The 26,139-nt window shown below is 73.2% G+C and carries 24 protein-coding genes; 12 read left to right on the top strand and 12 right to left on the bottom strand.

Translation table 11 applies throughout. The annotated features are described in order from the left end of the window. Positions 1–54: 54 nt before the first annotated feature. The 3 genes from ABEA15_RS11935 to ABEA15_RS11925 all read right to left on the bottom strand — a co-directional run bounded on the left by ABEA15_RS11935 (position 55) and on the right by ABEA15_RS11925 (position 4,969). On the bottom strand, positions 55–1,209 hold the full coding sequence (locus ABEA15_RS11935) for an aromatic ring-hydroxylating oxygenase subunit alpha (RefSeq protein ID WP_345556683.1): 1,155 nt from the start codon (positions 1,207–1,209) through the stop codon (positions 55–57). Beyond that, positions 1,206–2,381, bottom strand: coding sequence for an N-methyl-L-tryptophan oxidase (solA, locus tag ABEA15_RS11930; RefSeq protein WP_345556682.1), 1,176 nt, complete (start codon positions 2,379–2,381; stop codon positions 1,206–1,208). The genes ABEA15_RS11935 and solA overlap by 4 nt, the downstream gene beginning before the upstream one ends. A gap of 101 nt (positions 2,382–2,482) precedes the next feature. Next, positions 2,483–4,969 (bottom strand): GcvT family protein, encoded by a 2,487-nt coding sequence (locus tag ABEA15_RS11925; protein WP_345556681.1) that lies wholly within the window; start codon positions 4,967–4,969, stop codon positions 2,483–2,485. Between the two features lie 409 nt (positions 4,970–5,378). Between ABEA15_RS11925 and ABEA15_RS11920 the strand changes: the two genes are divergently transcribed. Together ABEA15_RS11920 and ABEA15_RS11915 are read left to right on the top strand one after the other, a co-directional pair. After that, the gene (locus tag ABEA15_RS11920) at positions 5,379–5,735 is read left to right on the top strand and encodes a bifunctional 3-phenylpropionate/cinnamic acid dioxygenase ferredoxin subunit (protein ID WP_345556680.1); all 357 of its coding nucleotides are present in this window, start codon (positions 5,379–5,381) and stop codon (positions 5,733–5,735) included. Next, complete coding sequence (locus ABEA15_RS11915; RefSeq protein WP_345556679.1) at positions 5,732–6,901, top strand: NAD(P)/FAD-dependent oxidoreductase; 1,170 nt, start codon at positions 5,732–5,734, stop codon at positions 6,899–6,901. Before ABEA15_RS11920 ends, ABEA15_RS11915 begins: the two co-directional genes overlap by 4 nt. Positions 6,902–6,989: 88 nt before the next feature. Here the strand turns inward: ABEA15_RS11915 and xylA are convergent, their stop codons facing one another. From xylA to ABEA15_RS11895, 4 genes are all read right to left on the bottom strand, one after another. Beyond that, positions 6,990–8,147, bottom strand: a complete 1,158-nt coding sequence (xylA, locus tag ABEA15_RS11910; protein ID WP_345556678.1) for a xylose isomerase — start codon at positions 8,145–8,147, stop codon at positions 6,990–6,992. A gap of 137 nt (positions 8,148–8,284) precedes the next feature. Further along, positions 8,285–9,676, bottom strand: coding sequence for a xylulokinase (gene xylB / locus ABEA15_RS11905; RefSeq protein WP_345556677.1), 1,392 nt, complete (start codon positions 9,674–9,676; stop codon positions 8,285–8,287). A 257-nt stretch (positions 9,677–9,933) separates the two neighbouring features. Next, on the bottom strand, positions 9,934–10,842 hold the full coding sequence (locus ABEA15_RS11900; RefSeq protein ID WP_344145410.1) for a helix-turn-helix domain-containing protein: 909 nt from the start codon (positions 10,840–10,842) through the stop codon (positions 9,934–9,936). 561 nt (positions 10,843–11,403) lie between these two features. Then, complete coding sequence (locus ABEA15_RS11895) at positions 11,404–11,640, bottom strand: DUF397 domain-containing protein (protein ID WP_345556757.1); 237 nt, start codon at positions 11,638–11,640, stop codon at positions 11,404–11,406. A 490-nt stretch (positions 11,641–12,130) separates the two neighbouring features. Here ABEA15_RS11895 and ABEA15_RS11890 point away from each other — a divergent pair, with 490 nt between their 5' ends. From ABEA15_RS11890 to ABEA15_RS11880, 3 genes are all read left to right on the top strand, one after another. Then, on the top strand, positions 12,131–12,694 hold the full coding sequence (locus ABEA15_RS11890) for an ATP-binding protein (protein ID WP_345556676.1): 564 nt from the start codon (positions 12,131–12,133) through the stop codon (positions 12,692–12,694). A gap of 1,047 nt (positions 12,695–13,741) precedes the next feature. Continuing rightward, on the top strand, positions 13,742–14,359 hold the full coding sequence (locus tag ABEA15_RS11885; protein WP_344145402.1) for a TetR/AcrR family transcriptional regulator: 618 nt from the start codon (positions 13,742–13,744) through the stop codon (positions 14,357–14,359). After that, a complete protein-coding gene (locus ABEA15_RS11880; protein ID WP_345556675.1) occupies positions 14,356–15,549 on the top strand; it encodes an FAD-dependent monooxygenase in 1,194 nt (397 codons plus the stop codon). The genes ABEA15_RS11885 and ABEA15_RS11880 overlap by 4 nt, the downstream gene beginning before the upstream one ends. Positions 15,550–15,584: 35 nt before the next feature. Here ABEA15_RS11880 and ABEA15_RS11875 read toward each other — a convergent pair whose 3' ends face one another. Both ABEA15_RS11875 and ABEA15_RS11870 read right to left on the bottom strand, forming a co-directional pair. Further along, positions 15,585–16,211, bottom strand: a complete 627-nt coding sequence (locus ABEA15_RS11875; protein ID WP_345556674.1) for a TetR-type transcription factor C-terminal domain-containing protein — start codon at positions 16,209–16,211, stop codon at positions 15,585–15,587. Between the two features lie 245 nt (positions 16,212–16,456). Further along, complete coding sequence (locus ABEA15_RS11870; protein ID WP_344145396.1) at positions 16,457–17,218, bottom strand: glycerophosphodiester phosphodiesterase; 762 nt, start codon at positions 17,216–17,218, stop codon at positions 16,457–16,459. A gap of 326 nt (positions 17,219–17,544) precedes the next feature. On the opposite strand from ABEA15_RS11870, the gene ABEA15_RS11865 reads away from it, so the two are divergent. Then, complete coding sequence (locus ABEA15_RS11865) at positions 17,545–18,315, top strand: DeoR/GlpR family DNA-binding transcription regulator (protein WP_344145394.1); 771 nt, start codon at positions 17,545–17,547, stop codon at positions 18,313–18,315. A gap of 84 nt (positions 18,316–18,399) precedes the next feature. Here ABEA15_RS11865 and ABEA15_RS11860 read toward each other — a convergent pair whose 3' ends face one another. Continuing rightward, a complete protein-coding gene (locus ABEA15_RS11860) occupies positions 18,400–18,810 on the bottom strand; it encodes a VOC family protein (RefSeq protein ID WP_344145392.1) in 411 nt (136 codons plus the stop codon). 331 nt (positions 18,811–19,141) lie between these two features. On the opposite strand from ABEA15_RS11860, the gene ABEA15_RS11855 reads away from it, so the two are divergent. Beyond that, positions 19,142–19,822 (top strand): PhzF family phenazine biosynthesis protein, encoded by a 681-nt coding sequence (locus ABEA15_RS11855; protein WP_345556673.1) that lies wholly within the window; start codon positions 19,142–19,144, stop codon positions 19,820–19,822. Positions 19,823–19,860: 38 nt separating this feature from the next. Here the strand turns inward: ABEA15_RS11855 and ABEA15_RS11850 are convergent, their stop codons facing one another. Both ABEA15_RS11850 and ABEA15_RS11845 read right to left on the bottom strand, forming a co-directional pair. Then, the gene (locus ABEA15_RS11850; RefSeq protein WP_345556672.1) at positions 19,861–20,502 is read right to left on the bottom strand and encodes a class F sortase; all 642 of its coding nucleotides are present in this window, start codon (positions 20,500–20,502) and stop codon (positions 19,861–19,863) included. After that, the gene (locus tag ABEA15_RS11845; protein WP_345556671.1) at positions 20,492–20,986 is read right to left on the bottom strand and encodes a hypothetical protein; all 495 of its coding nucleotides are present in this window, start codon (positions 20,984–20,986) and stop codon (positions 20,492–20,494) included. The genes ABEA15_RS11850 and ABEA15_RS11845 overlap by 11 nt, the downstream gene beginning before the upstream one ends. A 158-nt stretch (positions 20,987–21,144) precedes the next feature. On the opposite strand from ABEA15_RS11845, the gene ABEA15_RS11840 reads away from it, so the two are divergent. From ABEA15_RS11840 to ABEA15_RS11820, 5 genes are all read left to right on the top strand, one after another. Further along, the gene (locus ABEA15_RS11840) at positions 21,145–21,753 is read left to right on the top strand and encodes a PadR family transcriptional regulator (RefSeq protein WP_345556670.1); all 609 of its coding nucleotides are present in this window, start codon (positions 21,145–21,147) and stop codon (positions 21,751–21,753) included. A 136-nt stretch (positions 21,754–21,889) separates the two neighbouring features. Beyond that, on the top strand, positions 21,890–22,846 hold the full coding sequence (locus tag ABEA15_RS11835) for an ATP-binding cassette domain-containing protein (RefSeq protein ID WP_345556669.1): 957 nt from the start codon (positions 21,890–21,892) through the stop codon (positions 22,844–22,846). 228 nt (positions 22,847–23,074) lie between these two features. Next, on the top strand, positions 23,075–23,653 hold the full coding sequence (locus tag ABEA15_RS11830; protein ID WP_345556668.1) for an ABC transporter permease: 579 nt from the start codon (positions 23,075–23,077) through the stop codon (positions 23,651–23,653). Between the two features lie 111 nt (positions 23,654–23,764). Then, a complete protein-coding gene (locus ABEA15_RS11825) occupies positions 23,765–24,346 on the top strand; it encodes a TetR family transcriptional regulator (protein WP_345556667.1) in 582 nt (193 codons plus the stop codon). 41 nt (positions 24,347–24,387) lie between these two features. Then, complete coding sequence (locus ABEA15_RS11820; protein ID WP_345556666.1) at positions 24,388–25,272, top strand: ABC transporter ATP-binding protein; 885 nt, start codon at positions 24,388–24,390, stop codon at positions 25,270–25,272. The last annotated feature ends 867 nt before the right edge of the window (positions 25,273–26,139 follow it).

Raw genomic sequence — 26,139 nt, 5'->3', positions numbered from 1 at the left:
GCGCGGTGCAGCGGGGCGCGTGCCCTCACGCGCCCCGCCCCTGCCGCGCCCGCCCTACTCCGGGGGGTCGCCGAGCAGGTCGGCGACCCAGGCGTGGAACTCGGCGATGTGGTGCTCGACCGGCACCAGCACCCCGCCCGTGCGGTAGGCGCGCGAGGACATGGCCGGCTGGCAGCGCTCGCAGGCCTCGAAGTCCTGGCGGTTGACGCGGTCGAACAGCTCCACCGAGTGGGACAGGTCGGTTCCGGACTCCACCACCTCGGGGCTGTAGAGCCAGTCGCACTCGATCAGCGTGCGGTCGGGGGCCAGCGGGAACATGCGGTGCACGATCACGTGGTCGGGTACCAGGTTGAGGAACACCTGCGGCCGCACGGTGACGGCGTAGTAGCGGCGGTCCTGCTCCTCGCCGACGCCGCCGAGGCGGCCGAACCCGGCCGTGCCGTCGACGGTGAACCCGTCGACGTCGGAGCCGAACTCCGCCCCGTGGCCCACGTGGTACTGCGCGGCGTAGCCCTCGGCGAACTCCGGCAGCACCTCGGTCAGCTCGGGATGGATGGTGCCGCAGTGGTAGCACTCCATGAAGTTCTCGACGACCAGCTTCCAGTTGGCCGCGACGTCGTAGGAGATGCGCCGGCCCAGCGCCAGCCCCTCGACGCCGTAGCGCTCCACCACGTCCTCGTCGCCGAGGCGCCGCGCCACCGCGCCGCGCACCGTCTCGTCGAAGGACGGCGGCTCGTCGGCCAGGCACACCCACACGTACCCCAGCCACTCGCGCACGTGCACGCCGATGAGACCGCGCTCGCGCTTGTCGACGCCGGGCATGTCGGCCATGTTGGGCGCGGCCACCAGGCGCCCGTCCAGGTCGTAGGTCCAGGCGTGGTACGGGCACTGCAGCGAGCGGCGGACCTCGCCGGACTCGGCGGTGCACAGCTGCGCTCCGCGGTGCCGGCACACGTTCAAGAACGCGCGTACGGCGCCGGAGCGGGTGCGGCAGACCAGCACGCTCTCCCGCCCCACGGTCGCGGTGCGGAAGGCGCCCGGCCGGGCCAGGTCGGCGCTGCGCACCGCGCAGAACCAGTGGGACTCAAGGATCAGCTCCTGCTCGCGGGCGAACACCGCGGGATCGGTGTAGTAGTGCCCCGCAAGCGTGGGCAGCAGCTCCGCGGGCGGGGCCGCCGTACCGGGGGCGTCGGGGTCGGTCGCTGTCAACGGGCCACCTCCTGCGGGGCCGCCGCGGCGCGGCGCGGCCGCGGCTCGAACAGGTCGACGGGGTGGGCGGTGGTCCCCTCGGTCGCCAGGTCGGCGGCGATCTCGCCGACCACCGGGGTGAACTTGAACCCGTGCCCGGAGAACCCGCAGGCGACGGTGACCTGGGGGTGCTCGGGGTGGGCGCCGATCACGAAGTGCTCGTCGGCGGTGGTGGTGTACATGCAGGCGGCGCCGCGCAGGAAGCCGCCGGGCAGGTCGGGGATGCGGGTGCTCAGGTGGTCGGCGATCGCCGCGATCTCGGCGGGATGGATCCTGCGGTCCAGGGACTCCGGAGTGCAGGCGGTGCCGCGCCGGAAGAACGCGGTCTTGACGCCCTCGCCCGGTCCCTCATAGGCGGGGAACCCGTAGACCTGCACGCCCGCGGGCGCCTCCCACACGTAGACGGGATGGCGGTCGGGTGTGAACGGCGCGGTGCCGCCGCGCGGCGCGAACCAGTACTGCACCTGCCGTTCGACGGTGAAGTCCACGCCGAGGTCCGCCAGCAGTCGCGGCGCCCACGCGCCCGGGCACACCACCAGCCGTGCGGCGGTGTAGGAGTCCTCGGCGGTGGCGATCCGCACGCCTTCGCCCCCGGGTAGAGCGGTCCAGGTGTGCACGGGTTCGTGGAAGCGCAGGTCGGCCCCTGACCGTTCGGCCAGGCCGAGGTGCGCGGACACCGCGGCCTCGGGCCGCACGAACCCGCCGCGCTCTTCGTAGAGGGCGACCTCGTCGGCCTGCGGCGCCATCGTGGGGAAGCGGCGGCGGATGTCGCCGGCGTCCAGCATCTCGTGCGCCAGTCCCCACCGCCGGGCCGAGTCGCGGCTGCCGGCCACGGTGCGGGTTCCGGGCCGGCCCACCATCAGCGCGCCGGTCACGGTCAGCAGGCCGGTCCCGGAGTCGCGCTCCAGCGCCTCCCACAGCTCGTAGGCGCGCAGCAGCAGCGGAACGTAGTCGGGGTGCTCGAAGTAGGCCTGGCGGATGATGCGCGACCCGCCGTGGCTGGAGCCCCGGTCGTGGGCGGGGCCGAAGCGCTCCAGGCCGAGCACGCGCTGCCCGCGTGCGGCCAGGTGGTAGGCGGCGGCGCTGCCCATCGCGCCGAGTCCGATGACGGCGACGTCGTAGGAGCGGTCCATAGGGTGGGTGCCTCCTCGGCGGCGGATGCGGAAGGTGTCGCGGTCGGAGGGGCAGGTGCTCGCCCGCGGCCGCTCCTCGGTACGGGGCGCGGTGTGCGCATTCAGCGGCGGATGCGGGCCATCTGCGGGTCGAACAGCGGTTCGGCGGCCACGGTGGCGGCCAGCGGCTCGCCGAAGTACTCCACCTCCACGGCGGTGCCGGGCAGGCCGGCCTCGGCGGGCAGCCACGCGTAGGCGACGGTTCGGCCCAATGTCGTGCTGTAGGCGGCGCTGGTGACGTATCCGGCGGGCGCGCCGTCGACGAGCACCGGTTCGCGGCCCATCGCCGTGCGCTCCGGGTCGTCCAGGGTCAGGCAGCTCAGCCTGCGCCGGGGCTCGCGCTCCGCTGCGGCGGCGACGGCCTCGCGCCCGATGAAGTCGCCCTTGTCCAGCCGAACCGCGAACCCCAGACCGGCCTCATAGGGGTCGTGTTCGGTGGTCATGTCGGTGCCGGCCAGGCGGTAGCCCTTCTCCAGCCGCAGGCTGTTGAAGGCCCCGCGGCCCGCGGCGACCGCGCCCAGTCCGCGCCCGGCCTCCCACAGCGTGTCCCACAGCCGCAGGCCCAGGTCGGCGCCGGTGTAGAGCTCCCAGCCCAGCTCGCCCACGTAGGACACCCGCAGGGCGAGCACCGGCACATGCCCGATGTGCACACGCCGGGCCTTGAAGAAGCCGAAACCCTCGTGCGAGAGGTCGTCCCCGCTGAGCGGCTGCACCAGGTCGCGCGCGAGCGGCCCCCACACCCCGATGCAGCAGGTGCCCGCCGTGGTCTCGCGCAGGACCGCCGAGCCGTCGGCGGGCAGGTGGGCGCGCAGCCACTCGACGTCGAGGCTGCTGCTCACGGCGACCTGGAAGAAGTCCTCGTCCAGGCGGGCGACGGTGAGGTCGCTGCGCACTCCGCCGCCGGGATCCAGCAGCAGCGTGTAGGCGACGCCTCCGGGTTTGCGGTCGAGCTGGTTGGTGGTCATGCGCTGCAGGAACGCGAGCGCGCCCGGACCGCTGACCTCCAGCCGCTTCAGCGGCGTCATGTCATACAGCGCCACGCCCTCGCGGGTCGCGCGGGCCTCGGCGCAGACGAGGGGGGAGTGGTAGCGGGCGGCCCAGGGGTCGTGCACGGCACCCTCGTCCTCGGGGCGCACCAGCGGGGCGTTGGCCGTGTACCAGTGCGGCCGCTCCCAACCGCCGCCCTCCAGGAAGAACGCGCCCAGATCGCGCTCGCGCTGGTAGAAGGGGCTGGTGCGCAGCGGGCGCGGCCCCTCGATCGGCTGCGCCGGGTGCACGACGTCGTAGACCTCGACGAAGCTCTGCTTGCCGCGGTCGGCCACGTAGGCGGGGGAGAGCTGCGCGTCCTCGAAGCGGTGCACGTCGCACTCGTGCACGTCGGTCGAGGGGCGGCCCTCGGCGATCCATTCGGCGACGGCCCGGGCCGCGCCGGCGGAGTGGGTCACCCACACGGCCTCGGCCAGCCAGAACCCGCGCAGCGCCCGCGACTCGCCCAGCAGCGGCATGCCGTCCGGCGTGAACGAGAAGACGCCGTTGAAGCCCTCCTCGATCGTGGAGCCGGCCAGGGCAGGCAGCAGCTCCACGCTGTCGCGCCAGCTCGGGTCGAAGTCGGCGGGGGTGAACTCCAGTTTCGAGGGCATGTCCTCGGAGGCCTCCGCGCCGGGCTCGGCGACGTCGGCCAGGTGCACCGGCATGGGACGGTGTGCATAGGAGCCGATCCCGATCCGGTCCCCGTGCTCGCGGAAGTAGAGGTCGCGGTCCTGATGGCGCAGCAGCGGGCGGCGCGCCTCGATCTCGGGCGGGTTCTCCACCCCCTCGACGGGCGCGGTGAAGGCGTACTGGTGGGCCAGGGGCAGCAGCGGGACCGCGACTCCGGCCATCCGCCCGATCGCCGGCCCCCAGAACCCGGCCGCCGAAACCACGACGTCGGCGGGGAAGGCGCCGCGGTCGGTGACCACCCCGCGCACCCGGCCGCCGTCGCGCTCGACCCCCACCACGGTGTGGTGGTCCAAGAAGGCCGCGCCCCGCGCCGTCGCGGCGCGCGCCTGGGCCTCGCCGGCGCGCACCGCCTTGGCCAGCCCGTCGTCGGGGGTGTACAGCCCGCCCAGGACCCGGTCGCTGTCGAGCAGCGGCCACATCCGCGCGCACTCGTCCGGCCCGACGAGCTCGGCCCGCACACCCCAGGAGCGCGCAAGGCCGAGCTTGCGCTTGAGGTCGTCCCAGCGCTGGGGCGTGGTGGCCGCCTCCAGGCCGCCCACGGCACGGAAGCACCACCGGCCGTCGAGGTCGAGCCGGGAGTACTTGGCCACGGTGTACTTCGCGAACTCGGTCATCGTCTTGGACGGGTTGGTGGCGAACACCAGGCCCGGCGCGTGCGAGCTGGAGCCGCCGGTGGCGAACAGCGGCCCCTGCTCCAGGACGGTGACGTCGTGGAGTCCGCGGGCGGTGAGCTCGTCGGCCAGGGCGCAGCCGACGATGCCGGCGCCGATGATCACGACGCGCGGGCGCGGGGGGCGGTGGGTGCGTGGCGGCGGAACGGAGGCGGTCATTGGCGTCCCCCTCGGAACACGGGCAACCGGTGCGGCGCGGGCGGGTACGCCCGTCACGTTTCGTACTATGCATCTCACTGCGTTATCAGCAACAGGCTGACCCGCCGGAAAGGCCGCGTCAAGAGGCGGAATGTTAATCAATATTTCGCGGAAGTTGCTGATCACCAGGGATTCCAGAGGGCTTGACGGCGATCGGGGCGGCCGCAGACACTGTTGCGTACTAGGCGTGTAGTTGCGCATTAGGGGACGAAGATCATCCCCGTTGACGTCGTCCACCGCGGCACTCCGCCGCGGGTCCCACCACCGGAACCAGGCCCCTGCCCGCCGCATGCCCGCCGCATGCCGCACGGCATCCCGGCGGAGCGCGACCGATCAGCACACCCGACCCGAAGGAGAGGAGGAGCTCGCCATGATCTATGCCTGCCACCTGAACGACCTGCCCCAGGGCGAGTCGCTGCGTGTGATGGCCTACGTCCCCATCGCCCTGTTCAACGCCGACGGCGAGATCTATGCCGTCGACGACACCTGCACCCACCAGAACGCCTCCCTTTCCGAGGGCTGGCTGGAGGGGTGCCACGTCGAGTGCCCGCTGCACGAGGCCGCTTTCGACCTGCGCACCGGCCAACCGAGCTGCCTGCCCGCCAAGCACCCCGTGCGCACCTACGAGGTCACCGTCGCCGAGGACGGCGGCGTCTACGTGCACGCGGCCGCGGCCGAGCCGGCAGCCGCGCCCGCCGCCGAGCGCGTCGTCGAGGGCGCGGCATGAGGGCGGTGGCCGTGGTCGGCGCGTCGCTGGCCGGCCTGGAAACCGCCCGAGCGCTGCGCCGGCAGGGGTTCGAGGGCAGGCTGACGGTCATCGGCGACGAGCACGGCCCGCCCTACGACCGACCGCCGCTGTCCAAGGAGTTCCTGCTGGGCAAGGCCGACACCGAGGACATCGCCCTGCTCGACGCCGACGACGCCGACCTGGACCTCGACTGGCGGCTGGGCGTGCGCGCCGCGGGCCTGGACCTGCGGCGGCGGAGTGTGCGGCTCGCCGACGAGGCCGAGATCGGCGCGGACGCCGTGGTCGTGGCCACCGGCGCCGCCCCGAACCGGCTGCCGGGCACCGCCGGACTGGCCGGGGTGCACGTGCTGCGCAGCCTGGCCGACGCGCAGGCGCTGCGCGCCGACCTCGCCGCCGGGTCGCCGCGCGTGGCGGTCATCGGGGGCTCCTTCATCGGCGCCGAGATCGCTTCGGCGTGCTCGGCGCTGGGGCTGGAGACCACCGTGGTCGAGGCGCTGGAGGTGCCGATGGAGGCGGTGCTGGGACCGGGCGTCGCCCGCGTCGCGGCAGGCCTGCACGGCGACAACGGGGTGCGGCTGCTGTGCGGGGTTCCCGTCGGCGGCCTCCGCGGGCACGACCGCGTCACCGGGGTCGAGCTCGCCGACGGCACCCTGGTGCCCGCCGACGTCGTCGTCATGGGGATCGGTGCGCGGCCCAACACCGCCTGGCTCACCGGATCCGGCCTGGAGCTGGACGACGGCGTCGTCTGCGACACGGGGATGCTGACCGCCGCCGGCCGGGTCGCCGCAGTGGGCGACGTGGCGCGCTGCCGCGGCGCCGACGGCACGAGCGCCAGGTTCGAGCACTGGACCGGCGCCGTCCAGCAGCCCGCCGTCGCGGCGGCCAACCTGCTCGCCGGCGCCACGGTCCAGGAGTACCGGCGCGCCCCTTACTTCTGGTCGGACCAGTACGGGCTGCGGCTGCAGTTCGCCGGCCGGGTGCAGCAGGGTGACGAGCTGCGCGTCGTCGAGGGCTCGCTCGACGACCGCTCCTTCGCGGCGGTCTACGAACGCGGGGGCGAGGTGACCGCCGCGGCGGCCATGGACCGCCCGCGCGCCTTCACCCGCCTGCGCCGCGGCATAGGCCGGGCGGCGGCCCCGGTGTAAGCCGCCGCCCGGCGTCCTCGACGCGCCGTGGAGGCCGCCGCCGGCCGGAGGGGGAGCCCCGGCCGGCGGCGGAGAGGGGGCACGCCGCTCAGCGCACGCCCATCAGGTGGTCCAGGGCCAACTGGTCCAACCGCTCGAAGTGGTAGCCGCGCTCGCCGACCGCCGGCAGGTCCAGCTCCTCGCCGAGCAGGTCGGCGACCGACTCGCCCTCGCGGAGCGTGGGCTCGGACAGCTCGCCCACCCGCGAGGCCTCCAGGGCGGCCCGGACCTCCGGGTCGGCGCGGAAGGCCGCGGCCTTCTCCCGCAGGATCAGGTAGTTGCGCATGCAGCCCGCGGCCGAGGCCCACACGCCGTCCATGTCCTCGGTCCGCGGCGGCTTGAAGTCGAAGTGCCGCGGCCCCGTGTACCCGGCGTTCTCCAACAGGTCGACCAGGAAGAACGCCTCCTTGAGGTCGCCGGCGCCGAAGCGCAGGTCCTGGTCGTACTTCACACCCCGCTGGCCGTTGAGGTCGATGTGGTACAGCTTGCCGTGCCACAGGGCCTGGGCGATGCCGTGCGCGAAGTTCAGCCCGGCCATCTGCTCGTGGCCGACCTCCGGGTTGACGCCCACCATCTCGGGGTGTTCCAACTCGTTGATGAAGGCCAGCGCGTGGCCCACGGTGGGCAGCAGCACGTCGCCGCGCGGCTCGTTGGGCTTGGGTTCCAGAGCGAAGCGCAGCCCGTAGCCCTGCTCGCGGACGTAGGCGCAGAGGAAGTCGAACGCCTCGCGCAGCCGGTCCAGGGCGGCGCGTCCGTTCTTGCCCGCCTCGGTCTCGGCGCCGTCCTGGCCGCCCCAGCACACGTAGGTGTGCGCGCCCATCTCCGCGGCCAGGTCGATGTTGCGGAGGACCTTGCGGAGGGCGTATCGGCGCACGTCGCGGCTGTTGGAGGTGAAGCCGCCGTCGCGGAACACCGGGTCGCTGAACAGGTTCGTGGTGGCCATCGGCACGACCAGGCCGGTCTCCTCCAGCGCACCGCGGAAGCGCTTGAGGACCTGCTCGCGGGCGGCGGCGTCGCTGCCGGGCGGGATGAGGTCGTCGTCGTGGAAGGTGACGCCGTAGGCGCCGAGGTCGGAGAGGCGGCGCACGGCCTCGACGGGGTCCAGCACCGGGCGCACCGGCTCGCCGAACGTGTTGACGCCGCGCCACCCCACGGTCCACAGGCCGAAGGTGAACTTGTCCTCGCGGACGGGCTGGTAGTCGTTCATCGGATTACCTCCATCGATGCCCCCGCCGTCAGACCGGGGAGGAAGCGGATTTCGCCGTGTGGCAGGCCGGGTGACGGCGGTGCGCCGCCGGGGCGCGGCCGCTGCACGATGCCTGCGCGGTTCTGCCTGCCCAGCGGTCAGGCAAGGGCGTTGCGCGCCCGCGAGTAGCGTTCGCGGACACCGGGTGCGGGGTCGGCCTCGTAGACCTGGGCGCTGCCCGGTCCGGCCCACTCCGGCGGCTCGGCGGTGCCCGCCAGCACCCACGCGGCCTGACGGGCGGCGCCGTCGGCGACATACTCGCCGGGCTCGGGCACCACGACGGGCCGCCCGAGGATCTGCGGCGCGATCGCGCGCACCGCCTCCGAGCGGGCGGCGCCCCCGATCAGCAGCACGCGGTGGACCGGGACGTCCTGGGCGGTCAGCGCGTCGACGGCGTCGGCCAGGCCGCAGAGCATGCCCTCGACGAACGCGCGGGCGATCGCCGCGGGGTGCAGGTTGGCCCGCGTCATGCCGTCGAGGCGGCCGGTGGCGTCGGGCAGGTTCGGGGTGCGCTCGCCGTCGAGGTAGGGGAGCAGGGTGAGGCCCTCCGCGCCCGACGGCGCCGACAGCGCGAGCCGGCCGAACTCCTCCAGGTCCGTGCCCAGCATCCGCGCGCCGGCGTCGAGGACGCGGGCGGCGTTGAGGGTGGCCACCAGCGGCAGGAACCGTCCGGTGGCGTCGGCGAACCCGGTGACCAGGCCGGAGGCGTCGGCCACCGGCTTGTCGGCGACGGCGAAGGCGGTGCCCGAGGTCCCCAGGGACACGACGACGTCGCCGGGGCGGGCCTCCAGGCCGAGTGCGGCGGCCATGTTGTCGCCGGTGCCCGGTGCCACGGTGGCGATCTCGGGCAGGCCGGGCACGCGGACCGCGCCGGCGTTCTCCGCGGGCCGGGCGACGCGGGGCACCTCCAGGTCGCGGCCGAAGGCCAGGCGCAGCAGGTCCGGGCGGTAGGTGCCTTCGGCAGTGTCGAAGTAGCCGGTGCCCGAGGCGTCGCCGCGGTCGGTGACGGGGTCGGTCTCACCGCGCAGGCGCCAGGTCAGCCAGTCGTGGGGGAGCATGACCCGGCGGGTGCGGGCGGCGTTGTCCGGCTCGTGCTCGGCCAGCCAGCGCAGCTTGGTGACGGTGAGGCTGGCCACGGGGACGCTGCCCACCGCGCGGGCCCACTCGGCGGGGCCGCCGAGTTCGGCGACGAGGTCCTGCGCGGCGCCGGCCGAGCGGGTGTCGTTCCACAGCAGGGCGGGGCGCACGACCCGGTCTTCGCCGTCGACGGCGACCATGCCGTGCTGCTGGGCGCCCACCCCGATCGCCACGACGTCGTCGAGCATTCCGTCGCCGCAGACCTTCAGCAGCGCGTCCCACCAGTGCCGCGGTTCGATCTCGGTTCCGTCGGGATGAGGCGCCTGCGCGCGCCGCACCAGCACGCCGGTGTCCGCGTCGCGTACGACAATCTTGGTGCCCTGGGTGGACGAGTCCACTCCCGCGACCAGCATCGTCGGACCTCCAAGCGCGTCGTGATCGGGGTGATCGTTGAGGGGTACGGTGACTCGGTGCCGAGGCGGTGTGACGTTCGCCGCGCACCGCGGTAAGGATTAGTTTGGTCTCCGGACTAATCAAAAGTCAATCCCGCCGACCCAGGCGAAGGCGCTGGTTGCCGGGGGAGCGGTCGGGCCGGGCGGTGCCGGGTGCGCCGGCGGGAGCGGCGGGTCCGGCCGCCGCGCGACCGCGGCCCGGGACCCGCCCGCCTGCCTCAGCCGAGGTCGTCGAGGATGCGGCGCAGGTAGCGAGGGGTCTCCGAGGCCGGAGCGGCCTCCAGGCAGAGCCGGTCCATGACGGCCATGTAATGGTCGGTCTCCTCGGGCTTGTCGAAGTAGACCGAGCTGGTGAGCTGCTCCAGATAGACCACGTCGGGCAGGTCGGCGCCGGTGAAGCGCAGGATGCTGAAGGGCCCGCCCGCCGCCGCGTGCCCGCCGCGCGCGAAGGGCACGATCTGCAGCGTGACGTTGGGCAGCGTGGCCATCTCGATCAGGTGCTCCAGCTGCGCGCGCATCGCGTGCGTGCCGCCGAGCGGACGGCGCAGCGCGGCCTCGTCGACCACGGCCCACAGGCGCGGGGCGTTCGGGCCGGTCAGACGCTCCTGGCGCGTCATGCGCAGGTGCACGCGGCGGTCGATCTCGTCGACGGGCGCGTTGCCGTGGCCCAGCATGATCACCGCGCGGGCGTACTCCTCGGCCTGCAGCAGGCCCGGCACGAACTGAAGCTCATAAGTACGGATGATCGAGGCGGCTTCCTCAAGGCCGACGTAGACCTCGAACCAGCTCGGCAGCACGTCGCTGTACTTGTGCCACCAGCCGGGGTTGTTGGCCTGGCGCGCGAGGGAGAGCAGCGTGCCGCGCTCCTCGGAGTCGTCCACGCCGTAGAGCGAGAGCAGGTCCGCCACGTCGCGCTCCTTGAAACTGACCTGGCCGAGCTCCAAGCGACTGATCTTCGCGTGCGAGGCACGGATCTCGTAGCCGGCGTCCTCGCGGCTGATGCCCTTGGCCGTTCGGAGCCGCCGGAGCTGGGTGCCCAGCAGAATGCGCAACACAGTCGGCCCGCCCCGTGACTGGGCGAGTACGTTCGCAGGGGGAGTGTCCTCCTCCGGCCGCGCTATCTCCATTTTGCCCCTCCGAGAGCAGCTGACCGAGACAGTGAATCAGAATAGCGGCGGGTACGGCAATTGCCGCGGAACGCCGCACACGCTCGGTGTTGTGACCGGATGCTGTTAGTTGCACACGCTGTGACCAGGTGAAGACGCATCCGGATCACTGTCGCCGGTCGGCCGGCGGGCGGCGGGCGCCGGAGGGGAAGTGGAGGCCGCCGGCATCCCGAGGGAAGCGAGTGAATTCCGCGGACATTATCGAATACCGCCACGGATTTGCGTCGAGATATCCGCGAAGTTCACCGATCGCGCTGGCAACCGCGGCGCGGGGATGTGCGTCTGCGCGGATGCGCGCGTGGACGCGCGTGGTAGAAGGTGTGCGCTCGGAGCGGGGGTGCTCCCGGCGGCGCACGCGCCGCGGAAGAGGGCGAAGCCGGCCCGGCCCTCCCCGGAGGGTCATCACGGGGGTCAATGTGGGGCGGGGGCGCTGCAAGGGAGTGGGGGATGCGTACCGTCCCGTCCTCGGACCGGTTGCGCTGTGGGCCACCCGCGCCGGGCCGTCCGCGTTCAGCGGGCGTATCAGTCGAGCAGGTGGTCGAACTCGCCCTGTTTGGCCCCGTGGACGAAGGCCGTCATCTCAGCGGGCGTGTAGATGAGGGCGGGACCGTTGGGGTGGCGGGAGTTGCGCACGGCGATCTCCCCGTCCGGCAGGCGGGCGACCTCAACGCAGTTGCCGCTGGGGTTGCTGAGCTCGGACTTGCGCCACACGGCGCCCCGGAGGCTGCCGGCGGGGATGCCGTTGTAGGTCTGCTGCATCGGTGTTCTCTCTTTCGGTCCTGTCGCCATACCAAGATCATCCGCGACTCGCGCGCAGACTACATGATGCACGTGCATATGTGCTTGCAGGGGTTCTTGCGTTGGTAAGCCACGTTAACTATGGCAATACCCGCTAAGAAGCCGCGGGTGGGGCAAGGCGGGGCGCTCGGAGCAAATCGGGACTTTCGGTCCAACTTCCGAGTCGCGTTCGGTTCGCCGCCCACCCCGGGCGAGTGCCGTGGCCTGCGGCGATGCCGGATCGATCCCCTGTGGCCTGCGACGACGGGGCGGCGTTGCCGGTCGAGACGCGTCCGGTGCCCGGCCGGTTCGCTTAAATTTTCATAACAACCGGCCTCAGGGAGGACATGCGGCGCACTTCTCACTAGACTGCGTTATGCACATGCATTCGTGCTTACGTCTGTAAGCGACGAGAGATAGGGATGCAAGTGGACCCGTACGGTGCGAGTAGCCCGACAGCGCAAGGAGCGCGATGACTGCGCACTCTGCCCACTTCCACGCCGGTGGCCTCTTCCTGGCGTCCGGAGGCGCCCGAGTCCCGTCGGCCCGCGTCGGCGACGTGCCCGGAGGCTGGCAAGGCCTGTCGTTGGCACCGCTGCCGGTCGGGGAGCACTTCATCCGCCCCATCACCGCGGTGTGCGGACTGGGGTTCCACCCCGCCTCGGTCAAGCGGGCCCGCGACTTCGCCGCGGGGGTGCTGGAGGACTGGGGACTGGAGTCCCTCTCCTGCGACCTCCGCCTGGTCGTCTCCGAGCTGGTCACCAACGCGTGCCGACACGCCGCGCCGGTGGACTCGGGGATGATCTCCGAGTGGTCCGTGCAGTTCGGCCTGGTGCGCGGCGACGGGGAGCTCACCTGCATGGTATTCGACCCCAGCAGGGCCGCGCCTGTCATAAGCGAGCTCGACGAGGGCTGCGGCGAGGGCGGCCGGGGCCTGCGCCTCATCGACTCCTACAGCTCCGACTGGGGCTGGAACATCCTCGACGGGCAGGGAAAGGTGGTCTGGGCCGCGTTCTCCATTCCCGACGCGCCCTGAGGGGCACCACCCGATCAAACCCTCGCCCTTCCGGATAGGGCGCCGCCGCCGGTTCCGGCGGCGGCGCCCCTCATCACCCGGCGCCGATCGCCCGGGGAAACCGCCCCGGCGCGCCGCCGGCTCCGCTTCGCGGCCTCGTCGGGCGTCAACGCCTCCTTTCGGCGCCGCTCGCCCCTCATGCCCCCCGGCCGCCCGTCCGCTCGCGCCGTCCCTCGCTGCGCAGATGAGCGGATCCTCATCGTCGTTTCATCTCGGCGCCGGGGCGGGTCCGGCAGGATCACCGGCATGAACCCGCTGTACCGCACCGCGGCGACCGCCGTCGCGGTGGTCTCCCCTCGCAGGCGTCCGCCGTGGTCCGAGCCTCCGGGAGCGATGCGCCGCCCGCCCGTCCTCCCGGCCGTGTGACCATCGGCGAGTCGCCCGTATCCTCCCCTCCGCCCCGGTCTCCTCGGGCGGCGCCGAGCCGCGGCCCGCGCCGTCAGGAGGCCGTGGGCCCGCCCTCGCCCGTCACCGGCGACGACGGTGAGGACGGCGACGTGCGCGCCGAGCGCGGCCCTGAGGCCTCCACGCTCACCGCCGGCGAGCTCACCCTGGACCTGCGCGCCCGCCGCGCCGCCACCGGCGCGGGCACCGCCGACCTCACCGCGCGCGAGTTCGCGCTGCTGGAGCTGTCGCTGCGCCATCGCGATCAGGTGCTCACACCGGCAGCTCCTCAGTCCCGTGGGGGGCTACGGCTACGACCCGGGGTCCGACGTCGCGACGCCTCCATCCGCGCTCTGCGCAAGAAGGTCGGCGCCGAGAGGATCGAGACCGCGCGCGGGACGGGCTTCCGCCTCTGCGGATGGGGCCGCCGAGCCGCCCCGGGCTCCACGAGCCGCCGCCCCTTCCACCGCTCCCGCCTCCCCCTCCTCGCGTCCCGCATCCGCCGGCTCTGCGGCCGCCGCGGTGAGGCGTGTGCTATTTTGGGCATCCGACCAAGTCGAACGCCCAAGTACGAGCGCGCGGCCGCACCGGTCTCCGGCGGTCGACGCAGGGCAGGGAGGGCCCATGGCACGACCCACCACGGCCGAACGCGGGCGCGAGGTGCGCCGCAAGCTGCTCGACGTGGCCTGCCGGCTCATCGCCGAGCGCGGCTGGACCGCGGTCAGCACCCGGATGCTGGCCGACCGGGCCGGCGTCACGCCGGGTCTGGTGCACTACCACTTCTCCTCGGTGCAGGCGCTGCTGTCCGAGGCCGCCACCGGTGCCATGCGCGACTACCTCGCCCAGGCGCCGGGCCTGTTCGACCGGGCGGACTCCCCGCGCCGGGGGCTGGAGCTGCTGCTGGGCGAGCTGGACCGGCACACCGGCCTCGACCCGCAGTCGCTGCTGTTCATCGAGGCCTACCTCGCCGCCACCCGCGACGACGCGCTGCGCGGCGAGATCTCCGCGGTGGTGGCCGAGTTCCGGTCGCGGGTGGCCGACTGGCTGGGCCGGTGCGGCGTGGCCGACCCGGACGGCACCGCGGCGGTGCTGGCGGCCGCGATCGACGGCGTCCTGATGCACCGGGCGCTGAGTCCCGGAATGAGCGGCGCCGACGTCGCCCCCGTCTTGGGCCGCATCCTCGCGCCCGCCGCCGGCGAGCGCGGACCCCACGAAACGGAAGGAACAGGTGATCCGGCATGAGGATCGTCGTCTGCGGCGCAGGCATAGCGGGGCTCGCCCTCGCCCAGCGCCTCGACACCCTCGGATTCGAGGTGGTGGTCCTGGAGAAGGCGTCCGGCCCCCGCCCGCAGGGCTACATGATCGACTTCTTCGGCCCGGGCTACGAGGCGGCGGAGGCCGTCGGCGTGCTCCCGCGGCTGCGCGAGCTCAGCCACCGGGTCGACGAGGCCCGCTACGTCGACGCGCGCGGGCGCAACCGCGGCGGGCTCGACTACGACCGCTTCGCCCGCGCGGTCGGCGGCCGCCTGCTCAGCATCATGCGCCCCGACTTGGAGCAGGGGCTGCGGGAGCAGCTTTCGGACCGCGTCGACCTGCGCTACTCCACCTCGATCGCCGACCTGGACAACCGCGACGACGGCGTGCGGCTGCGGCTGACCGACGGCAGTGAGCTGGAGGCCGCACTGCTCGTCGGCGCCGACGGCATCCACTCCCAAGTCCGCCGGGACGTCTTCGGCGAGGAGGAGCGGTTCATCCGCTACCTGGGCTTCCACACCGCCGCCTACGTCTTCTCCGACCCCGGGCTGCGCGACGAGATCGGCGACGCGTTCCGGCTGACCGACAGCGTCGGGCGGATGATGGGCTTCTACGCCCTGCGCGGCGACCGGGTGGCCGCCTTCGCCGTGCACCGCACGCCCGACCCCGCACTGCCCGAGGACTTCCGCGCCACGCTGCGCGAGGTCTACGGCTCGCTGGGCTGGGTGGTGCCCCGCGCTCTGGAGGCGTGCCCGCCTTCCGATGAGATCTACTACGACCAGGTCGCCCAGATCAGCATGTCCCCCTGGAGCCGCGGCCGCGTCGTCCTGCTCGGCGACTCCTGCCAGGCGGTGTCCCTGCTGGCCGGGATGGGCGCGTCGCTGGCCGTTGCGGGTGCGCACGTGCTGGCCGAGCACCTGGTCCGCGAGGACACGGTGGAGGCAGCGCTGCGGAGCTACGAGGAGGGGTGGCGGCCCGTCGTCGAGGAGAAGCAGCAGGTGGGCCGCCGCGGCGCTCGCGTGTTCCTGCCCGACACGCGCTGGGCGCTGTGGGGGCGGCGGATCGCGCTGCGGATGTCGCGCATCCCCGGGGTCGACCGCTATATCGCCGCGTCGCTGACCGGCAAGCCGGTTCCCCTGCCCGAGCCCTCGGCCCCGAGCGGCGCTCGCCGCGGCTGAGTCGGCGCCGCCCCGAGCACGGAGCGCGCGGGCGGCTAGTCGCGCGGGGCGCCGAGGTGGTGGTGGACGATCAGGTCGGTGTAGACGTCGCCGAGCTCGGCGGCCGTCAACCCGTCCTCCGGGTCGTACCAGTTGACCACCGACTCCAGGGCCTCCAGCACCGTCCCCGCCGCCGCTCCGGGATCGGCCACCCGGAACCGCCCCTGCGCGGTGCCGTCGGCGACGACGGTGCGCAGGTGATCGCGGTAGGACTGGCGCAGTTCGGCGAGTTCGCGGTGGCGGCCGGGGTGGACGGCGCGCAGCGTGGGCAGCACGGTGCGGCGCAGGTCCTCCTCGGTGCGGTGGTGGCGGCAGTGGTCGATGTGCCGCCGCACCAGGCGTTCGAGCCGTTTGTGGGGAGCGCCCGGACCGCGGTCGGCAAGCTGGTCGCGTACCAGCCTCCGGGCGCTGTGCAGCGCGATGGCGCAGGCGAGGTCGAGTCTCGTGGGGAAGGCTCTGCGGAAGTCGGCGGGATCGAGCCCGGTCTCGCCCGCGACCTCGCGTGCGACGGAGGCCATGTCCGGTCCGTGCAGCCCGTGCCGGGCGAACGAGCGTGCCGCCGCGTTCAGGGTGCGGTCGAGGGTCTGCGCGTCATGGTGGGTGAGGTCCGCCGTCATGATCATCTCTGCAGGGCCGGCCCCGAGGGAAGGGGCGTAGTCGAGGGGTGCGCCGGACGAATTCGCCGTCGGCGTATTCGAGGGTAGCGATATTCTCCGGACTTTTCAGAGAAATGCGGGACGCGCGGCGGCTCCGATAAGGGGCGCTCCGGGGCGCACGGCAGCGCTGCGCCTGTGACATGGGCGTCGTCGGGCGGCGGCACGGGTGGCCCGGTTTCCCTCGCTGGAAATGAACTGAATTCATTTCCCGGTCAGAGAAGTTCGCCGCTCTTCTCCGCAGCGAAGACCGGGTTTTCCTGCGGTCCGGATTCCCCCGTGTGCTCGCGGTTTCGGGTCAGGGGCACCAGTTCGCCGATGTTGGCGGTGATGATGGAGTCCACGCCCATTCCCGCGAGGCGCACCATTTCCGGGAAGTCGTCGACCGTCCAAGCCGCCACGCCGTATCCGTGGCGCTGGATCTCCACCACCAGCTCCCGGGTGAGCATCCGGTAGTCGGCGCTGAAGAAGTCGGGGCGCAGGTCCTCCCAGACACCGGGCGCCGGAAGGTCGGGCCGGTCCCAGGGCAGCGCGATGGGCGCGGCGGACAGCTTCGCCCGCAGCGCCCGCAGCGTCTCGACCGGCCCGGTGTAGCGGACGTGGTCGCTCATGCCGTGCTCGCCCACCACCGCCTCGGCCGCCAGCGCGGTGTCGGCGGAGTCCACCTCGCACAACAGGGAGCAGGGAATGCGCTGCCTTCCCGCTTCGGCGAGCACCTCCATGAACGTGGGGATGCGCTGCTCGACGTCGGTGCCCAGAACCGCGAGGTCGGCCAAGCCCGCGCCCACGGCGGGCCGCTCCAGGCCCCAGTCCTCCTTGAGGCTGCTGTCGCGCACCACCACCACGTGGCCGTCGGCCGTCATGCGCAGGTCCACGGCCAGCGCGTCGGCGCCGGCCGCGATCGCGGAGCGGATCGCGGGCAGCGTGTTCTCGCGGAAGCGGGAGGTGTCGCCCCGCAGTGCGGTCGCCAGCGTCATCGGTGATCCCCCAGCCCGTTCATCGGCGGCGATGGGCCGCCGGACGTGGGAACACAGTGCCAAACCGGGCAGCCCTACGTGGGCGGACTCGGCGTACTCAGATGGATTCGGCTGTAGTGCGAACGCAATATGAGTGTCTGGAACCCGAGGCGGCCTTCCCGGGGCGCCTGCGGCACGCGGACGGCGCATCCGATGGTCCGGCGAACAACGCGGAGACAGCGGGGCGGGCGGCGGACCGCTCTCGCGGACTGGGACACTTCTGTGGTAAGCACACGCGCCCGCCGTCGAGGCCGGCGCAGGTCCGACGACGACTCCGAAGGCGAAAGATGATCCCCGACCAGCGCCGCGAGCACATCCTCAAGCTCCTGCAGGAGCGGCATGTGCTGAGCATCAACGAGCTCACCTCGATGCTGTCCGTCTCGCATATGACGGTGCGGCGCGACATCCAGGCCCTGGAGAACGACGGCAAGGTGCTCTCGGTGACGGGCGGCGTGCGCCTGGCGGCGCGGCTGAAGAGCGAGCCGTCCTATCTCGCGAAGGCCCAGCTGGAGGTGCCGGCCAAGCGCGCCATCACGCGCGCTGCGGCCGAGCTGGTGCGCGAGAACTTCACCATCTTCCTCGACGCCGGCACCACGTCCCTGCAGATGGTGCCGATGCTGACCGAGAAGGTGGGGCTGACGGTGGTGACCAACGACTTCAACGTGGTCGGCCACCTCATGGAGTACCCCAACATCGAGCTGATCCACACCGGCGGCGTGGTCTCGCACGCCGACCACTCGTCCGTCGGGCAGTTCACCGCCGACTTCTTGAGCAAGGTCAACGTCGACATCGCCTTCATCGCGAGCAGCTCCTGGGACGTGGAGCGGGGTTCGACGACGCCGTCGGAGGCCAAGGTGGTGGCCAAGCAGCAGCTGCTGCGGGTGGCGTCGAAGAGCGTGCTCACCGTGGACAGCACCAAGTACGGCAAGTTCGGGACGTTCAGGGTGGCGCGCCTGGAGGAGTTCGACCTGATCGTCACCGACGACCGGCTGCCGCAGTCGGCGGCCGACGAGATCCGGGCCCAGGACGTGCGGTTGGAGCTGGTCTCCCCGGAGTGATCGCGGGACGGCGAGCCCGGGCCGAGGAACGGGACCCGGGGCCGTGACAGGCGGTCGGTCGGGCGGGCGGAGGGAAGCCGGGGCTCAGGCCACGTCGCTGCCCAGCTCGGCCGGGCAGAACAGCTCCAGCTGGATGCCGTCGGGGTCGGAGAACTGGATCATGGAGCCGTTGTCGGAGTGCACGATCGGCGAGTGGTCGATGTCCAGCTCGGTGAGCCGGTCCTCCCAGTAGTCCAGCTCGCCGAGGCTGCCGACCTGGAAGGCGACGTGGTCCATGCCCGTTCGCCGGTGGTCGAAGGTGGCCTTGAACTGGTCCTTGTGCTGAATGAAGCCCAGCACGACTCCGCACGGGTGTCGGCACTCGGTGAGCAGCCACTGCTTGCCGTCACGAGTCTTGTACTCCTTGAAACCGAGTACGGACCGGTAGAACTCGATACTGGCGTCACGGTCGCGCACTGACAGCGTGATGTGCGCGAGACCGGTCACTCGAGGCACGGAAACCTCTCTCCGGCGGTCCAGTGCCCGTTTACCGGGCGGGAACAGCGTTAGCACAATTCTTGAGAATACGCGGGTCAGGGGCACACTCAAGGGGTTGTTAATGCACGCTTAACGGGACGGGCGGGTGCGGCTCGCACCCGGGCCCCCGGCGGTCGGGGCCCGCACGGTCGCTGTGGCCGGGATCGCGCGGCCGCACCCGGCCGCGTGTGAGAGCACGCACACCAAGACGGCGTCAACGGGCGGTCGGCGTCCGACCGGCCCCGCCGGCGGCGGAGGCGGGCGCCGCGCGGAACCGCAGCCGCGCCCGCCTCCGTGGCAGAGTGGCGACATGAGCGCGAACACCACACTGGACGTCGTCACCGTCTTCCTCGGCGACGGCGGCACCGGCGGCAACAGGCTCGGCGTCTTCCTGGACCCGCCCGACCTCGCCGTGGCGGACCGCCGGCGCATCGCCGCCGATCTCGGCTTCGCCGAGACCGTCTTCCTGGGACAGGCCGACGGCCGGCTGCACATCCACACTCCCGCCGTGGAGCTGCCGCTGGCCGGCCATCCGCTCGTCGGCACGTCCTGGCTGCTGGCGCAGCGGGGGAGTCCGACCGAGGTCCTCAACCCGCCGGCGGGCCCGGTGCCCACCTGGACCGAGGGCGAGCGGGTGTGGATCAGGGCCGATCCCGACCTCGCGCCCGTCTTCGAGACCAGGCAGATGTCCTCGCCGGCCGAGGTGGACGCGCTGGCGGGCGGCGAGCCAGGCGTCGACCTGCACGTATGGGCCTGGGAGGACGAAGCGGCCGGGCGCGTGCGGGTGCGGGTGTTCCCGCACGAGATGGGTATCGGCGAGGACGAGGCCACCGGCGCCGCCGCGTTGCGGCTGGGCCGGCGCCTCGGCCGCGAGCTGACCGTGCGCCAGGGGATGGGCTCGCGTATCGACGTGCGGCCCGGGCCCGACGGCACCGTCGAGGTCGGCGGCCGCTGCGCGCATCTGGAGACCCGGGAGTACCCGCTGCCCTGAGGCCGTGCGGATGCGGGTCCGGGCGGCCCCGGCCGCGCTCAGTCCGGTACCAGGCGCGCGTAGACGATCAGGTTCCGGCGATAGCGGGCGCCCGCTGAGTCGAAGGGCCCGGCGCAGGTGATCAGCCGCAGCGCCGCGTGGTCCACGGGACCGTAGACCTTCGCCGAGGGGAAGCGGGCCTTGGCGGCCCGCTCGGTGCGCCGTACCCGGAACACGGCGGTCGAGCCGTCGGCGCGGCCGATGCGCACGGTGTCGCCGGACTCCAGCTCCTCCAGCCGGAAGAACACCGACGGGCCCGACGCGGTGTCGCGGTGCCCGACGATCACAGCCGGGCCCTTCTCGCCGGGCGCGGCGCCCAGCCGGTACCAGCCGGCGGTGCCCGTGTCCTCCAGCGGCGGCACTTCCAGCGCGCCGTCGGCGTCGAGGCCTACGGGGACGATCCGCGCCGACGCGCCGATCGCGCCGACGCTGATGCGCACCGGAGCGGGGGCGCGGGGCGGCACCGCCGACGGAGCCTGTGCGGCGGCCGGTGCGCGCCCCGGCGGATCGGGCGCGGCGTCGGGCGGTCCGGGGCCGGACGCGTCGGTCCGCGGTGCGGCGGAGGATCCGGAGACCGCGGAAACCACCAGGGCGGCGGCGAGCGCGCAGGCCAGGGCGTTGACGGCTCCCTCAGGCCGCACGGCGCAGGAGGCGGCGGTACGCGGCGGCCGCGGCGCCCAGAGCCAGCAGTGCGGCCCCGGCGACGGCGGCGAGCAGCGGCGGGCCGGACTCGGGGGCGGCCCCGCCGCCCCCGGTCTGCGGCGCGCCGAACGGGGTCGGCGTGAGCGGGCCGCGCACGACGGTCAGTTCGCCTTCGACGGTCTCGGTGGAGCTGCCGCCCGCGCACTCGGCCATGATCCCGTAGACGCCCGGCTGCGTGCCCGGCGCCACCACGACCGGGACGGTGCCGGTGCCGCCGACCACCTCGGCCGAGGGGACGCCCTGGAACGCCCGGGAGGTGAACTCCAGCCGTTCGGCCGGTCCCTCGCACGGGGCGCGCAGCGTGACCGAGTCGCCGGGTGCGGCGGTCTCCGGAACGGCCTCGATCCCGGCAGAGGCCCCGGCTGCGCCGGCGCACAGCGCCAGCGCGCTCACCGTGAGGCCGATCGTCATCAGAAGGCGCATGTCGTCTCCCCATCGCCGCACATCGGACAACCGAACGATGTCACAAACAGTAACCAATAGTCACGCACCGTTGTCAGGAGTGTCGGCGGCTTCCGATGCGGCGCAGGCCCGGCCCTATCCTCGAAGGAAGGCGAGATTCGGGCAGGGCGGAGCGAGCGATGTCGGCCACGCGGTTGCTGGTACTGGGAGCGGTGCGCGCATCGGGTCGGGCGCACGGGTACCAGGTGCGGCGCGAACTGCTGAGCTGGGGCACCGAGCACTGGGCCAGCGTCAATCCCGGGTCCGTCTACCACGCGCTGCGCCAGCTGCTGAAGGGTGGGATGCTGCGCGGCGCGGGCGTCGAGGAGAGCGGTGAAGGGCCCGAGCGCACGCTCTTCGAGCTGACCGAGAGCGGCGAGGAGGAGTTCCTCCGGCTGCTCGCCAAGGCGCTGTCGGACGCCTCGGCCAAGCCGGAGTTCTTCGGTGCGGGAATCGTCTTTCTCACGTGCCAGCCGCGGGAGCGGGCCGTGAGGCTGTTGCGGCACCGCCTGGCCCGGCTCGAAGGCGATCAGCGCAGCCTGAAGGCGATGCTGGACGAGGGTGCCGTGACCGGCGCCAAGCCGCCGCACGTCTGGGAACTCTTCCGGTCGTGGGTCGTCAGCGGAGACGCGGCCGTCACCTTCACCGCCGAGCTGATCGAGCGCCTGGAGGCCGGCGCCTACACCATGTCCGGCGAGCAGGGGACCGTGTTCGGCGAGCCCAGCGAGGCCTCGTCGGCGCAGCGCTGACCGGGCCCCGGTGCAGGGCCTGCGCCCGGCGGCGGGGTGGCGCGACCAGCTAATCAAGTTTGACTACCTTGCCCGGGTTCGCCATGCTTGGCGAAGTGTTCAAGTTTGACTACCGATGTCACTCCCAGGGGGAGCAGTGATCCATACCCGTGAACTCGGCCGGACGTTCAAGACGAAGACCGGCACCGTCGAGGCGGTGCGCAGCCTCGACCTCGACATCGGGGCGGGCGAGCTCGTCGCGTTCCTCGGCCCCAACGGTGCGGGCAAGTCCACCACGTTGCGCATGCTCACCACGCTCCTGCTGCCGACCTCCGGCAGCGCCGCCGTCGCCGGATGCGACGTGGTCGCCGACCCCCGCGGGGTGCGCCGGCGCATCGGCTACGTCGGCCAGGGCCACGCGGCCGGAACGGGCCAGTACGTCGCCGAGGAGCTGATCAGCCAGGGCCGGCTCTACGGGCTTAGCAAGGCCGAGGCGAGGTCGCGCTCCGCCGAGCTGCTGGCCGATCTGGAGCTGGAGGGCCTGGACAAGCGCGAGGCCGGCCACCTCTCCGGCGGGCAGCAGCGGCGGCTGGACATCGCCATGGGCCTGATCCACCGGCCCGAGCTGCTGTTTCTGGACGAGCCCTCCACCGGCCTCGACCCGCACAGCCGCGCCAACCTCTGGGCGCACATCGCCCGGCTTCGCGAGAGGTACGGCACCACCATCCTGCTGACGACCCACTACCTCGACGAGGCCGACGGCGTCGCCGAGCGCGTGGTCGTCATCGACCACGGCTCGGTGATCGCCGACGGCACGCCCGACGAGCTCAAGGGCAAGGTCTCGGGCGACCTGGTGACCCTGGAGACCGGCTCGGAGGAGGACGCCCGCGCAGCGGCGGCCGCCGTCGAGGCGGTGCCCTCGGCGCACTCGGTGGACACCGCGGCGGCCGCGGTGCGGCTGCGTGTCGACCGCGGCGACGCGGTCCTGCCCGAGGTCCTGCGCGCCGTCGACGCGCGCGGGCTGGAGCTGCGCACCGTGCAGGTGCACCGGCCCTCGCTGGACGACGTCTTCCTCACCCTGACGGGGCGCAGCCTGCGCGAGAGCGCCGAATGAGCGCCCGGCCCGCCCTCCGCCACGACATGACGGACCGAAAGGAACGCTGACGATGTCCCTCCTGCGCGACACCTGGCTGATCTGCCTCCGCCAGTTGCGCCCCACCCTGCACAGCCCTGTCACGGGCATGGGCTTCAGCATGCTCCAGCCGGTGCTCTACCTGACGCTCTTCGCGCCGCTGCTGGCGGGGATGCCCGGCGGGATGGGCCAGAACTCCTGCAGTGGTTCGTGCCGGGTGTCCTCGCCATGCTCGCGCTGTTCGGCACGTCCTTCGCGGGCTTCGGGCTGCTGCCGGAGCTGCGCAGCGGCGCGCACGAGCGGCTGCTGGCCGCACCGGTCAACCGCGTCGCCCTGCTCCTGGGGCGGGTCATGCGCGACATCACGGTGCTGCTCTGCCAGGCGACCGTGATCCTGCTGCTGGTCCTCCCGTTCGGACTGCGGGTGTCGCCGGCGGGCGCTGTCGCCGGTCTGCTGGTGCTGCTCGTCATGGGCATCGGCCTGGGCACGCTGTCGTACATGCTGGCGATGTCGGTGAAACAGGAGTTCCTCTTCCCGGCGATCCTGCAGACCACGACGATGCCGCTGATCCTGCTGTCCGGCATCCTGCTGCCCATGGACCTGGCGCCGACCTGGCTCTACGCGCTTTCCCGCGCCAACCCGCTGAGCCACGTCGTCGACGCCGAGCGTGCGCTCTTCGCCGGTGACTTCGGCGACCCCTCCGTCTACATCGGCTCCGGCGTGGCCGTCGCGGTCGCCGTCGTCGCGCTCGGCCTCGGCACCCGTCTGATGCGCCGCCTGGCGGCCTGACCGGGCGCCCGCCCCGCACCGGGCGCCCGCGGGACGGGCGCGGGGCCTTGCGGCTGCGGTGTTAGTCGCTAACATGTTAGTGACTAACATTTCTCCGGCGAGGACGAGCTCATGGGCGACGACTGGCGGGAACGGAAGAAGGCGCGGACCCGGGAGCGGATCCAGCGCGAGGCGCTGCGCCTGTTCGGCGAGCAGGGCTACGACGACACCACGGTGGCGGCGATCGCCGCGGCCGCGGGCGTCTCCCACACCACCTTCTTCCGCTACTTCCCGACCAAGGAGGACGTCGTGCTCGGCGACGATTACGACCCTCTGATCGAGGAGGCGCTGCGCAGCCGCCCGCGCTCCGAGGGCCTCGTCGAGCGGGTCCGCGGCGCGGTGGGCGAAGGGCTGGCCGCCGTCTACGCCGCCGACCGCGACGCGCTGCTCGCCCGCGTGCGCCTCGTGCTGGGCGCGCCGGCACTGCGCGCGCGGCTCTGGGAGCAGATGCAGGAGACGCAGTCGCTGTTCGAACGGGCGCTGGCGGACACCGACGACCCGGCCGAGGTCCCGATGCGGGTCCGCATCGTCGCCGCCGCGTGCCTGGCCGTGCTCGTCACCGCCCTCACCGAGTGGAGCCGCGGCGAGGGCGGTGCCGAGCTGCCGGAGCTCGTCGACGATGCGTTCCTCCAGCTGAGCGCGGAACTGGCATGAGGCGGCACCGGCGCGGCACGCGCCCGCACGGAGGCGGCGGGGTGGACACGCGCGGACCGGACGCCGGTGCGGCGGTGATCGCGGTCGAGGACCTGCGCGTGCGCTACCGCGGCGCCGACGCGGACGCCGTCGCGGGGATGACCTTCGCCGTCGCCCCCGGCGAGGTGTTCGGCTTCCTCGGCCCCAGCGGGGCGGGGAAGTCGACGGTGCAGCACGTGCTCACCCGCCTTCTCCGCGGCTACACCGGCAGCGCCCGGGTGTTCGGCCGGCCGCTGGACCGCTGGGGCGCCGACTACCACGAGCGCATCGGTGTCGGCTTCGAGCTTCCCGTCGCGTTCGGCAAGCTCACCGCCGCGGAGAACCTCGCCGCGGTCGCGGGCCTCTACCGCCGGCCGACGCGTCCGGTACGCGAGCTGCTGGAGCTGGTGGACCTCGGCACGGCCGCCGACCGCCGCGTCGACGGCTTCTCCAAGGGCATGCGCATGCGGCTCAACCTGGCCCGCGCGCTCGCCCACCGGCCCGATCTGCTGTTCCTGGACGAGCCCACCGGCGGCCAGGACCCCGTGCACGCCGCCGCACTGCGCGACGTGGTCCGCGACCAGGCGCGCCAGGGCACGACGGTGTTTCTGACCACACACGACATGGCCACGGCCGACCGGCTGTGCGACCGCGTCGCGTTCGTCGTGGACGGCCGGATCGCGGCCGTGGACTCGCCGCGCGCCTTCAAGCTGCGCTACGGGCGGCCGGGAGTGCGGGTGGAGTACCGCGTCGGGGGCCGACTGGACTCCCGCGAGGTCCCGCTGGACGCGCTGGCCGCCGCTCCGGACCTGGCCGAGCTGTTCGCGGGCGGCGCGGTCGAGACGGTGCACACCCGCGAGGCGTCGCTGGACGACGTGTTCGCCACCGTCACCAGGACGCGGCTGTGATCGCGCCGGGTGCGCCGGCGCGCGCGGCGGCCGGACTGGCGCTGGAGTGGCGGGTGGAGCTGCGCCACGGCGTCCCCGCGGCCGCGGCGGTACTCGCCGTGCTGTGGAGCGCGGTGCTGGCCGCCGTCCCCGCCGGCGCCGCCCCCGCGGCCGCCGTCTACCTGCTGATCGTCGACACCGCGGGCTTCGGGGTCCTCTTCGCGGTGGTGCTGGTGCTCTTCGAGCGGACGGAGGGCGGCCGGGACGTCCTCGCGGTGTCGCCGCAGCGTGCGGCGGAGTACGTCGGCGCCAAGCTCGCCGTGCTCACGGCGCTCTCGGCGGCGATCGCGGTCCCGGCGACCCTTGCGGCCGCGCGCGAGCGGTCCCCGGCCGCCGTCGCGGCGGCGCTGCCGCCCGTCCTGCTCGGCGTGGCACTGCTGTCCCTGCTGCTGGTCGGCCTGGCGCTGGCGGTCTGCGGGGGTGCGGGCGGGCCGGGTGTGCTGTTCACCCGGCTGCCCCTGGTCGCACCGCTGGTCGCGGCCCCGGTGGCGCAGGTCTCCGGTGCGCTCGACCACCCCCTTCTGTACGCGGTGCCCACCACGGGCGGCGCCGAGCTGATCCGCGCCGGGCTCCTCCCGCACGCGGCCCCGGGACCGGTGCCCCTGGCGCTGGGCGCGCTGTACCTGGCGGCCTGCGCGGCGGGCGCCGCCGCGCAGGCCTGCCGGGCGGTGGGGCCCAAGACGGCGGCCGGAGCGCCTTCGGGCGGCCCGTCGGCGGTACGGGCGGGCGGCGCCGAGGGCGCGCGCGCAGCCGCCAGCGCACCGGCAAAGGCGCGGGCGGTGCGCGCGGGCGAAGTCGGAGGCCAAGCGGGCTTAGGAAGACAAAACA

The organism is Streptomonospora halophila, assembly GCF_039542725.1.
In the GTDB taxonomy this organism is placed as follows: domain Bacteria; phylum Actinomycetota; class Actinomycetes; order Streptosporangiales; family Streptosporangiaceae; genus Streptomonospora; species Streptomonospora halophila.
The sequence above is the reverse complement of the archived record's forward strand: the minus strand, read 5'-3'. Positions and strand labels throughout refer to the sequence as shown.

Excerpts from the sequence above, each read along its gene's own strand:
- ABEA15_RS11895 (WP_345556757.1), bottom strand. The coding sequence starts at position 11,640 with ATGCAGCAGACCTACAACGGCATCCCCGCCGGCAGCCTCCGGGGCGCC.
- ABEA15_RS11890 (WP_345556676.1), top strand. The coding sequence starts at position 12,131 with ATGACTGCGCACTCTGCCCACTTCCACGCCGGTGGCCTCTTCCTGGCG.
- ABEA15_RS11900 (WP_344145410.1), bottom strand. The coding sequence starts at position 10,842 with ATGGAGATAGCGCGGCCGGAGGAGGACACTCCCCCTGCGAACGTACTC.
- ABEA15_RS11870 (WP_344145396.1), bottom strand. The coding sequence starts at position 17,218 with ATGACGCTGGCGACCGCACTGCGGGGCGACACCTCCCGCTTCCGCGAG.
- ABEA15_RS11865 (WP_344145394.1), top strand. The coding sequence starts at position 17,545 with ATGATCCCCGACCAGCGCCGCGAGCACATCCTCAAGCTCCTGCAGGAG.
- ABEA15_RS11925 (WP_345556681.1), bottom strand. The coding sequence starts at position 4,969 with ATGACCGCCTCCGTTCCGCCGCCACGCACCCACCGCCCCCCGCGCCCG.
- ABEA15_RS11825 (WP_345556667.1), top strand. The coding sequence starts at position 23,765 with ATGGGCGACGACTGGCGGGAACGGAAGAAGGCGCGGACCCGGGAGCGG.
- ABEA15_RS11915 (WP_345556679.1), top strand. The coding sequence starts at position 5,732 with ATGAGGGCGGTGGCCGTGGTCGGCGCGTCGCTGGCCGGCCTGGAAACC.
- ABEA15_RS11880 (WP_345556675.1), top strand. The coding sequence starts at position 14,356 with ATGAGGATCGTCGTCTGCGGCGCAGGCATAGCGGGGCTCGCCCTCGCC.
- ABEA15_RS11875 (WP_345556674.1), bottom strand. The coding sequence starts at position 16,211 with ATGATCATGACGGCGGACCTCACCCACCATGACGCGCAGACCCTCGAC.
- ABEA15_RS11920 (WP_345556680.1), top strand. The coding sequence starts at position 5,379 with ATGATCTATGCCTGCCACCTGAACGACCTGCCCCAGGGCGAGTCGCTG.
- solA (WP_345556682.1), bottom strand. The coding sequence starts at position 2,381 with ATGGACCGCTCCTACGACGTCGCCGTCATCGGACTCGGCGCGATGGGC.
- xylB (WP_345556677.1), bottom strand. The coding sequence starts at position 9,676 with ATGCTGGTCGCGGGAGTGGACTCGTCCACCCAGGGCACCAAGATTGTC.
- ABEA15_RS11845 (WP_345556671.1), bottom strand. The coding sequence starts at position 20,986 with ATGCGCCTTCTGATGACGATCGGCCTCACGGTGAGCGCGCTGGCGCTG.
- ABEA15_RS11855 (WP_345556673.1), top strand. The coding sequence starts at position 19,142 with ATGAGCGCGAACACCACACTGGACGTCGTCACCGTCTTCCTCGGCGAC.
- ABEA15_RS11885 (WP_344145402.1), top strand. The coding sequence starts at position 13,742 with ATGGCACGACCCACCACGGCCGAACGCGGGCGCGAGGTGCGCCGCAAG.
- ABEA15_RS11840 (WP_345556670.1), top strand. The coding sequence starts at position 21,145 with ATGTCGGCCACGCGGTTGCTGGTACTGGGAGCGGTGCGCGCATCGGGT.
- xylA (WP_345556678.1), bottom strand. The coding sequence starts at position 8,147 with ATGAACGACTACCAGCCCGTCCGCGAGGACAAGTTCACCTTCGGCCTG.